The sequence below is a fragment of the Arthrobacter sp. MYb227 genome (assembly GCF_002975435.1).
In the GTDB taxonomy this organism is placed as follows: domain Bacteria; phylum Actinomycetota; class Actinomycetes; order Actinomycetales; family Micrococcaceae; genus Paeniglutamicibacter.
The window spans coordinates 214375-230013 of sequence record NZ_PCPT01000004.1 but is presented as its reverse complement, the minus strand read 5'-3'; the positions used below and the strand labels follow the sequence as shown (position 1 = coordinate 230013).

Annotated in this window: 11 protein-coding genes; 10 read left to right on the top strand and 1 reads right to left on the bottom strand. The window is 56.1% G+C overall.

The features are described 5' to 3' along the window. Nucleotides 1-8: 8 nt before the first annotated feature. Nucleotides 9-1616: a cation acetate symporter gene (locus CQ018_RS10925; RefSeq protein WP_105550129.1), complete on the top strand. Its 1608-nt coding sequence runs from the start codon at nt 9-11 to the stop codon at nt 1614-1616. A 149-nt stretch (nt 1617-1765) separates the two neighbouring features. Here CQ018_RS10925 and CQ018_RS10920 read toward each other — a convergent pair whose 3' ends face one another. Next, nucleotides 1766-2284 (bottom strand): Lrp/AsnC family transcriptional regulator, encoded by a 519-nt coding sequence (locus CQ018_RS10920; protein ID WP_105550128.1) that lies wholly within the window; start codon nt 2282-2284, stop codon nt 1766-1768. 190 nt (nt 2285-2474) lie between these two features. Between CQ018_RS10920 and pdhA the strand changes: the two genes are divergently transcribed. From pdhA to CQ018_RS10875, 9 genes are all read left to right on the top strand, one after another. Next, nucleotides 2475-3605, top strand: a complete 1131-nt coding sequence (gene pdhA / locus CQ018_RS10915; protein ID WP_105550030.1) for a pyruvate dehydrogenase (acetyl-transferring) E1 component subunit alpha — start codon at nt 2475-2477, stop codon at nt 3603-3605. After that, the gene (locus CQ018_RS10910) at nt 3602-4609 is read left to right on the top strand and encodes an alpha-ketoacid dehydrogenase subunit beta (RefSeq protein WP_105550029.1); all 1008 of its coding nucleotides are present in this window, start codon (nt 3602-3604) and stop codon (nt 4607-4609) included. The genes pdhA and CQ018_RS10910 overlap by 4 nt, the downstream gene beginning before the upstream one ends. 8 nt (nt 4610-4617) lie before the next feature. Beyond that, the gene (locus CQ018_RS10905; protein ID WP_105550028.1) at nt 4618-5997 is read left to right on the top strand and encodes a dihydrolipoamide acetyltransferase family protein; all 1380 of its coding nucleotides are present in this window, start codon (nt 4618-4620) and stop codon (nt 5995-5997) included. A gap of 233 nt (nt 5998-6230) precedes the next feature. Further along, on the top strand, nt 6231-7901 hold the full coding sequence (locus CQ018_RS10900; RefSeq protein WP_105550027.1) for an ABC transporter substrate-binding protein: 1671 nt from the start codon (nt 6231-6233) through the stop codon (nt 7899-7901). A gap of 168 nt (nt 7902-8069) precedes the next feature. After that, the gene (locus CQ018_RS10895; RefSeq protein WP_105550026.1) at nt 8070-8996 is read left to right on the top strand and encodes an ABC transporter permease; all 927 of its coding nucleotides are present in this window, start codon (nt 8070-8072) and stop codon (nt 8994-8996) included. Further along, entirely contained in the window at nt 8989-10002 is a 1014-nt protein-coding gene (locus CQ018_RS10890) for an ABC transporter permease (RefSeq protein WP_105550025.1), read from the top strand. Before CQ018_RS10895 ends, CQ018_RS10890 begins: the two co-directional genes overlap by 8 nt. Nucleotides 10003-10006: 4 nt before the next feature. After that, the gene (locus CQ018_RS10885) at nt 10007-11704 is read left to right on the top strand and encodes an ABC transporter ATP-binding protein (RefSeq protein ID WP_105550024.1); all 1698 of its coding nucleotides are present in this window, start codon (nt 10007-10009) and stop codon (nt 11702-11704) included. 470 nt (nt 11705-12174) lie between these two features. Next, entirely contained in the window at nt 12175-13998 is a 1824-nt protein-coding gene (locus CQ018_RS10880) for an ABC transporter family substrate-binding protein (protein ID WP_105550023.1), read from the top strand. Nucleotides 13999-14115: 117 nt separating this feature from the next. Beyond that, nucleotides 14116-15633, top strand: a complete 1518-nt coding sequence (locus CQ018_RS10875) for an ABC transporter permease (RefSeq protein ID WP_105550022.1) — start codon at nt 14116-14118, stop codon at nt 15631-15633. Nucleotides 15634-15639 lie beyond the last annotated feature (6 nt).

Below are 15639 nucleotides of genomic sequence, written 5' to 3'. Positions count from 1 at the left end.
CGCTAACGATTCTTGCCGCTGCGCAGGAGGCTACGAAGGTCGGTAACCCGTGGGTTAATATCGGCATCTTCGGCCTCTTCGTGGGCATCACCCTGGTGGTAGTGCTCAAGGCCTCGTCCAATAACAAGACGGCCGCCGACTACTATGCCGGCGGGCGTTCCTTCACCGGAACCCAGAACGGCACAGCCATTGCCGGTGACTACCTCTCCGCGGCATCCTTCCTGGGTATCGTCGGTGCCATCGCGATCAATGGTTACGATGGCTTCCTCTACTCCATCGGCTTCCTGGTCGCCTGGCTTGTGGCATTGCTGCTGGTCGCCGAACTGCTGCGTAACACCGGCAAGTTCACCATGGCCGATGTGCTTTCCTTCCGTCTCAAGCAGCGCCCGGTGCGCATTGCCGCGGCAATCTCCACCCTCGCGGTCTGTGTTTTCTACCTGCTGGCTCAGATGGCCGGTGCCGGTGCGCTGGTTTCCCTGTTGCTGGGTATCGATGATCGCCTGGGTCAGTCGCTGGTCATCGTCGTTGTTGGCATCCTGATGATCGTTTACGTACTGATCGGTGGCATGAAGGGCACCACCTGGGTGCAGATCATCAAGGCCTGCCTGCTGATCGCCGGCGCATTCATCATGACCATCATGGTCCTGGCACAGTTCGGCTTCAACTTCTCCGCACTGCTGGGTGCCGCAGTTGAATCGGCTGGAACGCCCGACATCCTGAACCCGGGCATGCAGTACGGCAAGTCAGACACCTCAAAGCTTGACTTCATCTCCCTGGCCCTGGCCCTGGTGCTTGGCACCGCCGGTTTGCCGCACGTGCTGATGCGCTTCTACACGGTTCCGACCGCCAAGGAAGCCCGTCGCTCGGTGGTCTGGGCCATCTGGCTCATCGGTGGCTTCTACCTGTTCACCCTGGTCCTTGGCTACGGTGCCGGCGCATTGATTGGTGCAGATAAGATCAAGGCAGCCCCGGGCGGCGTGAACTCCGCGGCCCCACTTCTGGCCTTCGAGCTCGGCGGCCCGCTGCTGCTCGGGTTGATCTCCGCGGTGGCCTTCGCCACCATCCTGGCGGTGGTTGCCGGATTGACCATCACCGCTGCCGCCTCCTTCGCCCACGATGTTTACGCATCGGTCATCGCCAAGGGCAAGAGCACCCCGGAAAAGGAAATGAAGGTTGCTCGTCGCACCGTCATCGTCATCGGTGTCTTCGCGATCCTCGGCGGCATTGGCGCCCAGGGGCAGAACGTCGCCTTCCTGGTGGCACTGGCCTTCGCCGTTGCTGCCTCGGCAAACCTGCCGACCATCCTGTACTCGCTGTTCTGGAAGAAGTTCACCACCCAGGGCGCCGTCTGGTCCATGGTTGGCGGCCTCGGTTCGGCAATCTTGCTGATCGTCTTCTCCCCGGTCATGTCGGGCCTGCCGACCTCGATGATCCCCGGCGCCGACTTCGCCGTCTTCCCGCTGGCCAACCCGGGCATCGTCTCGATCCCGTTGGCGTTCTTCCTGGGCTGGATCGGTTCGGTCCTCGATAAGAACACCGAGGACCCGATCAAGTCCGCCGAAATGGAAGTACGTTCACTGACCGGTGTCGGTGCCGAAAAGGCAGTAGATCACTAGGCTCAACCTTGGGCCACGCACCGTGTGGCTAGAACAACAACGCTGTGGCGTTCCGCCCCTTCACAAGGGGAATGGAGCGCCACAGCGTTTTTTGTTGGTATGGCGAGAGTATTTTTATGGGGTGGCTGTCCGGGCAAAGGTTAGCGACGCTAGTGTGCCTCGTGGGAAACGGCGGTTGCCAATGCGGGGGATCCTTGGGTGGAGGCCAGACGTTGCGCCATGAGTGTTGAGGTGCGACGCGGGATGAGTTCGGCCATCGATAAGGAGGTATCTGCCCGTTCAACCCCATCGATATCCAGGATTGCGCCGTTGACCCGGAAAAGTTCCTCGGCGCCGCTGGCCACCACGCGGGCCAGAATATCCGCCGAACCGGTGACCCCATGTGCCTCGATAATCTCCGGAATGAGGCGCAACTTTGCCACGATGGCACCCAGTTTGCGCTGCTGAATATGGATATTGACAAAGCTTGCCAGTGGGAAGCCCAAGAAGGCGGGATTGATCCGTTGTTCAAAGGGCAACAACGCACCGGAGAGGTCAAGTCGTGCCATGCGACTTTGGACGGTATTGCGGCTCAGTCCTAGCTCGGCGGCAATTGCCACGGCGCTGGCCTTCGGCGCGGCACTCAGTGCCTGCAAGATGCGAATGTCTGTTACGTCTAATTGCTGCATAATGCGCAAGATTAGCACCCCGAAACCCGGGTGAATAGTGCAGCTTGCCCAATTTGCTTCCCAAGGATTGTGCGCATTGATTAACGTGAGTAGCATCACAGGTAGGTGGTGGCGACGAGGCGACCGCCCTCGGAAAAAGTCGCGTCCCACGAAGACACGCTTTTTCCGGGTACCCCTGCAACGCAGAAGGATGCTGACCGTGTCCAACACGTTTGATGTACCGGCCCCGGCCGGAACCGGAGAATACCTACAGATCATCGGCCCCGATGGGGCCAGACACCCCTGCGAAGACCTCGATGTCTGGGTCAGCGATATAGATCAACGCAAACTCGAAGACCTCTATATAGATATGGCGTGCATTAGACGCCTAGATCACGAGGGAACCGCGCTGCAACGCCAAGGCGAGCTGGGACTTTGGGCCCCACTGCTGGGTCAGGAGGCCGCCCAGATTGGTTCCGGCCGCGCGCTGAGTGACGAGGATTTCATCTTCCCGTCCTACCGCGAACACGGTGTTGCCTACTGCCGCGGAGTGGCCCCACAAGATTTGCTGCGCATGTGGCGTGGTGCAGCACCCAGCGGTTGGGATCCGTACGAGGTGAATATGGCAAACCAGCAAATTGTTATCGGCGCCCAAACCCTGCATGCAGCCGGCTACGGCATGGGACTTAAACTTGACGGTTCGGATGCCGCGGCAATTACCTACTTTGGTGATGGTGCCACCAGCCAGGGCGATGTCAGCGAGGCAATGGTCTTCGCGGCAAGTTACCAAGCGCCGGTGATTTTTTTCTGCCAAAACAACCATTGGGCCATCTCCGAACCCGTGGCCCGGCAAACTGCTGGCTATATCGCAGACCGTGCCAAGGGCTTTGGCCTTGCCACCTGGCGGGTCGATGGAAACGATGTACTTGCGGTGATGGGCGCAACCCGTGCGGCGCTCGAGCATGTGCGCAGCGGCAACGGCCCGGCATTTATTGAGGCGGTCACCTACCGCATGGGCGCACACACCACGGCCGATGACCCAACCCGCTACCGCGATGCACTAGAGCTCGAGCAGTGGGCGGCAAAAGATCCGCTGGACCGTGTTGCAGCACACCTCGACTCGCTGGGCGCGGACCTCGAAGAGCTCAAGAAGCGTTCCACCCAAGCGGCCGATGAGTTGGCGGCCGGGTTGCGCGAGGCAATCACCACCATGCCCGACCCATCCGTTGATGATCTCTTTAAAAACGTCTACAGCCACGAACACTCATGGCTCGATGAACAACGCGATAACTACAAGCTGTACCTAGAAAGTTTTTCCCAGGATGCCGAGGTGACACGATGAAAACTCTGACATTTTCTCAGGCACTGAACTCGGGGCTCCGCGCCGCCATGGAACACGATCATAAGGTCGTGTTAATGGGTGAAGATATTGGCAAGCTCGGTGGCGTTTTCCGCATCACCGATGGATTGCAAAAAGACTTTGGTGCCCACCGGGTCATCGACACTCCATTGGCCGAATCCGGCATTGTTGGAACCGCCATCGGGCTCGCCTTTCGCGGATATCGACCGGTGGTGGAAATCCAATTCGATGGTTTCGTCTATCCCGCCTTCGACCAGATCGTCTCCCAGCTTGCAAAGATGCATTTTCGGTCCCGCGGCAAGGTGAAGCTCCCGGTCACCATCCGCATTCCTTTTGGTGGTGGCATTGGTTCACCGGAGCACCACTCCGAATCACCTGAGGCATACTTTGCCCATACTGCCGGCCTGCGTGTGGTGGCACCGGCAACCCCGCAGGATGCCTATTGGATGCTTCAGGAAGCCATTGAGGATGACGATCCGGTCATTTTCCTTGAACCTAAGCGCCGTTATCATCAACGAGGTGAGGTCGATACGGAAGTTGCGCCACGCACCGGCTCACTCTTCAAGGCAAATATTGCCCGTCAAGGTAACGATGTGACACTAATTGCCTATGGGCCACTGGTGAAAACCGCGCTTGACGCGGCAACCGCGGCCGAGGATGAGGGCATCGATATTGAGGTCATCGATTTGCGCAGCATTGAACCCGTTGATTTTGAAACTCTTGCCACCTCGGTGCGTAAGACCGGGCGAGTGGTGATCACCCATGAGGCAAGCAGGTTTGCCGGAATGGGTGCCGAACTTGCCGCATCGCTGACCGAGAAATGCTTTGACCATTTGGATCATGCGCCGGTGCGCGTGACGGGATTCGACATTCCCTACCCACCCTCAAAGCTTGAGATGCATCATCTGCCGGATCTTGATCGAATCCTTGATGGGGTTGATCAGGTCATGCGCCGGACTCGTGCACAGCTGGGAGAGGAAGGTTGAGTATCGTCATGGAAAAACTCTTTAACTTACCGGATCTTGGTGAGGGGCTGACCGAATCGGAGATTATTGCCTGGAAGGTCGGGGTTGGCGATGCGGTTTCCCTGAACCAAATCATTGCCGAGATTGAAACGGCCAAGGCAATTGTTGAATTACCCTCCCCATTTAGTGGCACCGTGCGGAAGATCTTTGAGCCAGTGGGTGCAGTTGTCGATGTGGGTAATCCAATCATTTCCTTTGATGTATCTGTTGCCGCGGGCAGTGCTGCTTCGCCCCCTGAAGCCGGGGATGAGGCGGAAAAACGCCAGCCAACACTTGTTGGGTACGGGGCAGCGGCCGACATAAAGGGCAGACCGGCACGGCGCGGTAGGACAGCTGTTACGGCTGCTCAAGCGCGGCCATCGGCTAGCCCGCAGGTCATCAGTGAGCGGGGTGATACAGCAGAATCTGAGTCAATTATCGATGAATCTAGGGTGGGGATCGGTTATCTGCGTGCGCGGCCACCGGTTCGAAAACTGGCTCGTGACTTGCACATTGATTTACGTGTTGTAGCCCCTAGCGGCAACGATGGGCTGATTACTCGCGAAGACGTTTTGCAAGCTCAACACCCGGCGCAGCAAGAAAAAGTACCGAGCATTTCACCGGTGACTTTGCTGCCAGAAGCACCACTGGCCTCCGAATCCTCGACACCGCGTGAAACCCGGGTACGGGTACACGGGGTACGAAAGGCCACGGCTGCGGCAATGGTCTCAAGTGCCTTTAGTGCACCTCATGTTGCAGAATTTCTCACCGTTGATATCACCCGCTCTATGGAATTGCTTGAACGACTGCGGTCCAAACGGGAATTTGCCGGAGTAAAACTGACAATTACCACCCTGGTGGCCAAGGCCGTGAGCCTGTTATTGGCCAAACATCAGGGATTGAACTCGCGGTGGGATGAAAAGACTCAGGAAATCATCGAATTCCATTACGTAAATTTGGGGATTGCCGCTGCCACCGAGCGTGGACTGTTGGTTCCCGTGGTACATGAGGCTCAGGGGATGGATCTGCTCACCCTGGCCGGTGAGATCAGTGTGCTTACCGCTGCGGCCCGCAATGGAAGCAGCACCCCTCACCAATTGGCCGGTGGCACTTTTAGTATCAGCAATATCGGGGTCTTTGGGATTGATTCCGGTACGCCGATCTTGCCGCCGGGGCAAACCGGAATTCTGGCTTTGGGGCAGGTACGAAGGATGCCCTGGGAGTTTAATGACCAAATTGCGTTGCGCGAGGTAATGACCCTTTCGCTTTCATTTGATCATCGGGTAGTTGATGGTGAACAGGGCGCAAAATTCCTTGCCGAACTGGGAATGCTCTTGAAAGACCCCGGAATGCTCTTCGCTTTGCTATAGCGCTTTACCCCGCGGGACAACGAATTGTAGGACAACCATGTCAGATGTAAGTTTGACGGCCGTCATATTTGTTTCATCTTCATAAAGATTGGGACAAAACGCGAAAATTCATTGATTGCTTCAGGTGCTTGTGAGTAGTCTCACAGTGAGTGATGTTACTCACGGGGATGCGGGTGTAGGCAACGATGCTTCACTTTTCCCGCCCGAGCATAGATTTCTTGAGGAGAACAAGTATGCGTTACAACCGTACTTCGAAGGCCCTGGTGCTTTCAGCGGCACTCGCACTGACGCTTACCGCCTGTGGTGGCGGCGGCGATCAAGGAGCGGCAACCTCCGGTGCTGCCACCAGCACTGACGCTGGCGGTGGTGGCGGCAACGCAACCGCGGTAATTACCGCAAACTCGACAGAACCACAAAATGGTCTACTCCCCGCTAACACCAACGAAGTTGGCGGCGGGCGCGTCATGGACCTGATCTTCACCGGTCTGGTCAGCTACGACGCAACGGGTGCACCGGTCAACGAGCTTGCCGAGTCTATCGAAACCACCGACGCACAGAACTACACCATCAAGATCAAGTCCGGCCAGAAGTTCACCAATGGTGAGGCAGTGACCGCAGCATCATTCGTGAATGCCTGGAACTTTGGTGCAGCTGCAAAGAACGCCCAGCTGAACTCGTATTTCTTCGAATCTATCAAGGGCTACGACAAGGTCAGCGCGGAGAAGTCCACCGAAGACAAGATGGAAGGGTTGAAGATTGTCGATGACAACACCTTCACCGTTGAGCTGAGCCGTGCGGAATCCGACTTCCCGCTGCGTCTTGGCTACACCGCCTTTTACCCGTTGCCGGAAGCCGCTTTCAAGGATCCTAAAGCCTTTGGTGAAAACCCCGCCGGTAATGGTCCCTACAAGCTTGCCGATGGTGGCTGGCAGCACAACGTGCAGGTCCAGCTGGTTCCCAACGCCGATTACTCGGGCCCGCGTAAGCCCGCAAATGGCGGTGTGACATTCAAGATTTACACGACCTTCGATGCCGCGTACCAGGATCTGTTGGCCAACAACCTAGATATCCTTGACCAGATTCCACCAAGTGCCCTGCAGAACTACAAGACCGACTTGGGCGACCGTTCGGTCAACCAGCCCTATGCAGGCAACGCAACCATGACCATCCCAAGCTACCTGCCCGAATTCCAGGGCGAAGCAGGTCAGTTGCGCCGCCAGGCAATCTCTAAGGCGATCAACCGCCAGGAAATCATCGATAACATCTTCTTCGGCGGCAAGCAGGCAGCCAAGGAATTCACCTCACCGGTGATCGATGGTTATTCGGATGCAATTCCGGGTAGCGATGTCTTGACCTTTGATGCCGAGGGAGCCAAGAAGCTCTGGGAACAGGCTGAAGCCATCAGCCCGTGGCCGGCAGGCAAGGTCTTTACCATCACCTCAAACATTGACGGTGCCGGTAACAAGGAATACATCGAGGCGATGGCCAACCAGATCAGCAATACCTTGCCGATCAAGGCCGAGCTGAACCCGATTCCGACCTTCAAGGAAATGCGCACCATCGTGGGCGAGAAGAAGCTCACCGGTGCCTCCCGTGCCGGTTGGCAGGCCGACTACCCATCGCTATATAACTTCCTCGGCCCGCTCTACGGCACCGGTGCAGGTTCTAACGATGGCGACTACTCGAACCCAGCGTTCGATAAGAAATTGGCCGAAGGTCTCTCGGCTACCAGCGTTGAAGAAGGTAACAAGATCTTCAACGAGTCTCAGGAAATCCTGCTCAAGGATCTGCCGGTAGTACCGCTGTGGTACCAAGGAGTTCAGGGCGGCTGGAGCACCAAGGTTGCAGATGTGAAGTTCGGTTGGAACGGTGTTCCGCTGTACTACGCAGTGACCGGTAAGTAACCAACTTCCACACATTCGAATTCCTAAGTGAGGGGAGCCCCAGAAGGGTTCCCCTCACTTACTTCACAGGTAACCGTTGTGAAGTACGAGCCCGCAACTTTGCTTCCTTACAAGGAGTAGCACCTTGATCGACCCGATCTTCGCCGCAGCTAAACGGGTGGCGACCCCATGATCCGTTTTACTCTCCTGAGATTCTTGCAGTTGATTCCCGTTTTCCTTGGGGCAACGCTGCTTGTGTATTTCCTCGTTTTCGCAACACCGGGTAATCCCATCGCAGCGCTTTCGGGCGGCAAACCGATGAGTCCGGCGGTTGAAGCCGCACTCACCGCTCAATACAACCTCGACAAGCCGTTTTGGATGCAGTACCTGCTGTACCTGAAAAATCTGCTCAGTTTCGATCTGGGCGAAACGTTTTCCGGACAGCCCGTTTCGGACGTGATTGGCCGAGCCTTCCCCGTTACCGCACGACTGGCGATCATGGCACTGGTTTTTGAGGCATTCTTCGGCATCATTTTTGGTGTCATTGCAGGTTTGCGCAAGGGCAAGCTCTTTGACTCAACCGTCTTGATTGCCTCGCTGATTGTTATTGCAGTACCAACCTTCGTTTTGGGCTTCATCCTGCAATTTGTTGTCGGTGTGAAACTCGCCTGGGCCAAACCCACGGTGAGTCCTGGCGCTCCGTGGAGCGATTTGATACTGCCGGCGCTTGTCTTGGGTTTGGTATCGCTGGCCTACGTGATTCGTTTGACCCGCACCTCGGTGATTGAAAACAAGAACGCAGATTATGTGCGGACGGCTACCGCGAAGGGGCTTTCTCGTCGCCGCGTTGTAGTTGTGCATATCGTTCGCAACTCAATGATCCCGGTAGTCACCTTCCTCGGTGCGGATCTTGGCTCCCTCATGGGTGGTGCCATCGTGACCGAAGGTATTTTCAATGTTCCAGGCGTCGGTAACCTGCTCTACCTATCTATCCTTAAAGGTGAGACCCCAACGGTGGTTGCAGTTGTCAGCGTGCTGGTACTCGTATTTGTTCTCGCCAACCTCGTCGTCGACTTACTGTACGCATGGCTCGACCCAAGGATCCGGTATGCCTGAGAATCCAACCCCAGAAATTATTGAACCGGAAGGCGCAGCACAGCGCATACGCTCCGGGAAAGTTTCGACACGCAAAATAGAGCATTACGTGGCGCGTTTGGAAGATACCCCGCTTCAAGACGTGGACAAGGTCGACGAAAGCGCAGTCCCGTTGAGCATGTGGGCACAGGCGTGGCGCTCACTGCGCAAGCAGCCGCTGTTCATTATTTCGGCGATCCTGATTCTTCTTGTCATTGCGGTTGCCGTATTCCCGCAGTTGTTCACGCATACGGATCCGACATCATGTACGCTCTCTAACGCCCGTAAAGGACCGGCAGCGGGGCATCCGCTGGGGTTCACCTTCCAGGGCTGCGATATCTACGCCAGGATCATCTTTGGTGCTAGGGCCTCGGTGCTTGTTGGCCTGTTCACCACCATCTTCGTGGTCATTATCGGCGGTGCCTTGGGCGCACTGGCAGGCTACTACGGTGGCTGGCTGGATGCTGTCTTGGCACGCATTACAGATATCTTCTTTGCCTTACCGCTCATCCTGGGAGCCATCATCATCATGCAACTTCCGGCATTCCGCGATAACAAGAGCATCTGGACGGTAATTATCACCCTGACCATTTTCGGCTGGCCGCAGCTTGCCCGAATTACCCGAGGTGCCGTCATCGAGGCGAAGAACTCGGACTATGTCATGGCATCGCGAGCGTTGGGTCTGTCAAAATTCAAGACGCTTGTGAAACACGTGGTGCCGAACTCACTGGCTCCGATTATCGTGATCGCCACGATCTCGTTGGGCATCTACATTGTTGCCGAGGCAACGCTTTCATTCCTTGGCGTAGGCTTGCCGCCGAGCATCATGAGTTGGGGCAACGATATCGCCTCGGCCCAGATCTCGCTGCGCAATAACCCAGCAATTCTGATGTGGCCCGCACTCGCACTGTCGGTCACGGTGCTTAGCTTCATCATGCTCGGTGACGCTGTGCGTGACGCACTGGATCCGAAATCACGCAAGGGATAACACCATGACTGAACGAAACAAGGAGCCATCGGTGTCAACATTCGATGCGGATCGTCCTCTACTGGAAATCAAAGATCTTGCCATTACCTTCAATACCCCCGAAGGCCCCGTCTATGCGGTGCGTAACGCTCATCTGAGTATCATGCCCGGTGAAACTGTAGCGATTGTTGGGGAATCGGGATCCGGAAAATCGACGACGGCACTCTCTGCTATTGGTTTGCTTCCGGGCAATGGCAAGGTCACCGGCGGGCAAATCATTTTTGATGGCGAAGACATTACAAATGTCAGCGATAAGCGAATCATTGAGCTGCGCGGTAACTCGATTGGCATGGTGCCGCAAGACCCTATGTCAAACCTCAATCCTGTGTGGAAGATCGGGTTTCAGGTGAAGGAAACTCTCAAAGCCAACGGGCTTGCGGGAGATAACGCCAAGGAACGTGTTGCCGAGGTGCTCGCCGAGGCAGGCCTGCCCAACGCTGCAACTCGAGCCAACCAGTATCCGCACGAATTCTCCGGTGGCATGCGTCAACGTGCGCTGATTGCCATTGGCCTTGCCTGCCGCCCGCGCTTGCTGATTGCCGATGAACCTACAAGTGCGTTGGATGTGACGGTCCAACAACAGATTCTTGACCATCTAGAACGGTTAACTACCGAACTTGGTACCGCCGTGCTGCTGATTACCCACGATTTGGGGTTGGCCGCCGAACGCGCCGAAAAGGTTGTAGTCATGTACAAGGGGCAGGTGGTGGAATCCGGTCCAGCGCTAGAAATATTGCGCAATCCAAAGCACCCTTATACCCAGCGGCTTGTTGCCTCGGCTCCGTCGCTGGCATCTAAGCGTTTACAAACCCACTCCCTGAATGAAGCAGTGGAAGCCAATGCCGTGGAAAAGCCCGTGCATTCGAAGGCCGGTGATGACGTGTTGGAGATTAAGAACCTGACCAAGGTCTTTAAACTTCGCAAGAGCCTGGGTAAGAGCATCGACTTTACGGCCGTTGATGATGTGACGTTCTCGGTGAAGCGTGGAACCACCACAGCGATTGTGGGGGAGTCGGGTTCGGGTAAATCAACCGTTGCTCAGATGGTCTTGAATCTGCTCAAACCAACCGCCGGAACCATCAGCTTTGACGGCATGGTGATGAACGAGCAACCCGAATCTGAGCTCTTCAAGTTCCGGAGGCGTGTACAACCAATTTTCCAGGACCCCTATGGTTCCTTGGATCCGATGTACAGCATTTATCGGACGATTGAAGAGCCGTTGCGCATTCACGGCATGGGGGATTCGAAATCCCGTCAAAACAGGGTGAAGGAATTGCTGAGCCATGTTTCGATGCCTTCCTCGACGATGTATCGGTTCCCCAACGAGCTCTCCGGCGGACAGCGTCAGCGTATTGCCATTGCCCGTGCCCTTGCCTTGCAGCCGGAGGTGATCATTTGCGATGAGGCGGTTTCAGCCCTTGATGTGTTGGTTCAGGCCCAGATTTTGAACCTGCTTAATGAATTGCAAAAAAATCTGGGACTCACCTACTTATTCATCACTCATGATCTTGCTGTGGTGCGGCAGATTGCAGATGATGTGTGCGTGATGCAGCACGGGAAGATTGTTGAGCATTCGAGCACCGATGAAGTGTTCAATAATCCGCAACAGGAGTACACACGGAACCTTCTGGGGGCGATCCCTGGTGCCACACTCTTGATCTAGTATTTGGGCGTATTCCCTAAAAGGGGCAGGTAATACCCGAGCGGTGGGTGGTGAGGACTCGATGTGAGTCCTCACCACCCACCGTTTTTGCATGGAAGTAATTGTTCAACAATCTACGTGATTACGCGGATTTAGGGGTGCGGGGCGTAACTTTTGCCGATGTTGCCAAACTGTTATGTTTCGCGACGCTCGCACTTTACCTACTTGTGGGTAGTAATTGGTAAAACTCAATGTGAAGTAAACCCTTGAGTTTTCGCGGGTGTATCGGGTATCACGTTTATTTGGGTGTTATGTGGGAGTGGTGCGCGGTAGAAAATCGTGTCCAAGGCGTAATAAATGTGAAGCGACATTTTTATATCCATCTGGCGCGATCAACGCTATGGTTCTTGAATGTGGGGTAGCGCACGTGAGCGTGGTCCGCGTTTGGATGAAAATCCGACATCACGAATTTCAAGCTATAAGGAGGAGAAATGCGTGTTCAGCGTATTTCGAAGGCAGTAGCAGTAGGCGCTGCGCTCGCACTGGCACTATCTGCTTGTGCACCTGGAGGTCAGGCAGGTCCGTCCGAATCGGCTAAGCCGTCGGAAACCAGTGGTGGCACAAACACCGTAGAACCAACAAACACCGGTCTTGCTGACCTTGGTGATATCACTACCAAGGACGACACCATCAAGGTATCGGTGGGCGCACCGGAGTTCATTGGATATAACTCCAACACTCCGCAGACCTACAGCACTTACAACTCGGCAATTACCGACCGAGTACTTGCAGGCTTCTCGTACTTCGGCACCGACGGTGTCATTTACCAGAACAAGGACATTGGTTCCTACGAGAAGGTTAGCGACGATCCGCTAACCATCAAGTACACCATCAACCCCGAGGCCAAATGGTCCGACGGAACCCAGATCACCGCCGCGGATGCGGTACTGGCCTGGGCAACCCAGAATGCCAACCTGACCAATGGCAAGGACTCCAAGGGCGAGCCGAAGCTTCTCTTCGACTCGGTATCCGCTGACCTTGGCGGCACTGTTCCTAAGGGTCCGGAAGGCGCAGCAGACGCCAAGGAATTCACCGTCACCTTCAAGAACCCGGATCCGGACTGGCAGATTCAGTCCTGGCTCGGCGCACCGGCACACGTTGTTGCCAAGCAGGGTGGCATGTCCACCGCGGAGCTCGTTGACGCAATCCGCGCCGGCGATGCAACCAAGCTTGTCAAGGCCGCAGAATTCTGGAACACCGGCTGGACCACCAAGCCAGGTACCCTCCCGGCAGCAGACCTGATCCCGTCCTCGGGCCCCTACAAGCTCAAGAGCTGGACCGCAGGCGAATCGGTCACCCTGGAAGCCAACGAGAACTACTACGGCACCCCGGCAGCAACCAAGACCTTGACCTTCCGCTTCATCGACGATGGCGCCATGGTTCAGGCATTGGATAACGGCGAACTCAACGTGATTGCCCCGCAGCCGACCGTCGATACCCTGGCACAGCTGCAGAAGCTCGGCGACAAGGTCAACATCCAGCAGGGTGACACCATGACCTGGGAGCACCTTGACTTCAACTTCGGTGACAAGGCCGCATTCAAGGATTCGCTCGAACTGCGCCAGGCCTTCGCCAAGTGCGTACCTCGCCAGCTGATCGTCGATAACCTGATCAAGCCGCTGAACCCGGACGCCATCGTGCTTAACGCTCGTGAAGTCTTCCCGTTCCAGGCTAACTACAAGGATGTAGTCGCATTCTCCTACGACGGCCGTTACGACAACGTCGACGTAGAAGGCGCCAAGAAGATCCTTGAAGAGCAGAACGCTACCGGAACCAAGGTTCGTATCGGTTACTCGGCACCTAACCCGCGCCGTACCGACCAGGTAGCACTGATCAAGTCCTCGTGTGATGCTGCGGGCTTCGAAGTTGTTGACGCGGGAGATCCGAAGTTCTTCGCACCGGGCGGCACCCAGGAACGTGGCGACTACGACGTTGCGCTGTTCGCTTGGGCAGGTTCGGGCCAGATCACCTCGGGTCAGAACATCTACGCCACCGGCAAGCCACAGAACTACGGCAAGTTCTCCAACAAGGACATTGACGCAGCTTGGGAGCGCCTGGCTACCTCGATGGATCCGGCAGTTCACGCAACCGAAATGAAGAACATCGAGAAGTTGCTGTGGGATAACCTCTTCGGCATTCCGGTCTTCGCACACCCGGGTCTGTCCGCCTCCTCGGCTGACATCAAGAACGTGCGCCACACCGCAACCCAGTCGCAGATCGTCTGGAACGCGGAGCAGTGGGTCCGCGCTGAGTAATTGCCCACAGGCAGATTCAGCGTCTTAGTGTGGGGCTCGGCCATCAAGCCGGGCCCCACACGCCCGTGTTGGCACAACCTGCCGGGGCGGACAAAGACGGAAAGGTAAGAAACAGCAGTGCTGAAATTTATTATTAAGAGGCTTGGGGCTTCGCTGGGCATTTTGCTCGCGGCTTCCTTCCTCCTCTACGTCCTGGTGATTAACTCCGGTGACCCGCTACAAGACCTGCGTGAGAGTACCGCTGATAACCGTGAACATCTCATGGCTCAACGCGTCGAATACATGAACCTAGACCAGCCCTGGTACGCGCGGTACTGGGACTGGCTCACAGGAGTCGGTAAGTGCTTCGGTGGTGCCTGTGACCTAGGCACAAATATCCAGGGACAAAACGTCAATGACCTCCTTGCTGTAGCAGCCTCCTCAACACTTAGACTCGTCATCTTGGCTACGGTGCTCGCAGCAATCTTCGGCATTGCCATCGGTGTTCTCACTGCGGTACGCCAGTACTCGGGCCTCGACTACGGCGTTACCTTCCTGACCTTTTTGTTCTTCTCACTGCCGGTCTTCTGGGCAGCCGTGATGCTCAAGGAATACATGGCCATTGGGTACAATGACTGGATCAAAGAGCCAGACATATCGATGGTTCAAATTATCGTCATCGCATTGCTCTTTGGTTTCCTCATGCAGGTCTTCCTCGCCGGTGACCTCAAACGCCGCATCATTACCTTCGCCGTCTCGGCGGCCTTCGTCGGTGTGGCAATCCCGTATCTGCTCTGGCTGAACTTCTTCCGCTACCCACAGCTGGGCCTAGTGGGCATCATTATCCTTTCCCTAGCCGTTGCGCTTTCCGGCACGGCAATGACCGTGGGAGTACGTAATAAGGCAGTTCTCTACCCGGCTTTGATTACCGTGGGTCTAGGCATCATCGCCTACTATGCAACGTTCTCCTTGTTGGAGTCACCAAGTACGTGGTTGCTGATCATTGGCGGCGCATTATCGATGATCATTCCCGGAGCCATTGGCTACTTTATGGGCGGTCGCGTTCGCAAGATCGCCATGTGGGTCAGCGCCTTTACCGGGCTGGTTGCCGCGGGACTGACGACAGTCGATCACATCTTCCGTGCTTGGCCCGAATTCTTGGCGCTCAAACCGCGTCCCATCGGCACCATTGGTTCCCAAACACCTAACTTCGATGGTGGTTTCTGGGAAATCTTCTTGGACCGTGGTGCCCAGTTATTGCTGCCGACCCTTCTACTGGCCATTATCTCCCTGGCAAGTTACTCGCGTTATACCCGAACCTCGATGCTCGAGGTAGGCCAGCAGGACTACATCCGTACCGCTCGCTCCAAGGGTCTTTCCGAACGAACGGTGGTCTTTCGGCACGCTTTCCGTAACGCCTTGATCCCCATTGCTACCATCGCCGCATTCGACTTCGCGGGATTGATCGGTGGAGCTGTGATCACCGAGACGGTCTTTGGCTGGAAAGGCATGGGAGAAATGTTCAAGACCGGACTAGAGCATATTGATCCGGCCCCTGTCATGGCATTTTTCCTAGTCACCGGCACCGCAGCGGTGCTCTTCAACATGTTGGCAGATATCTTCTACGCACTGCTTGACCCGAGGATCCGGGTATGAGCGAGC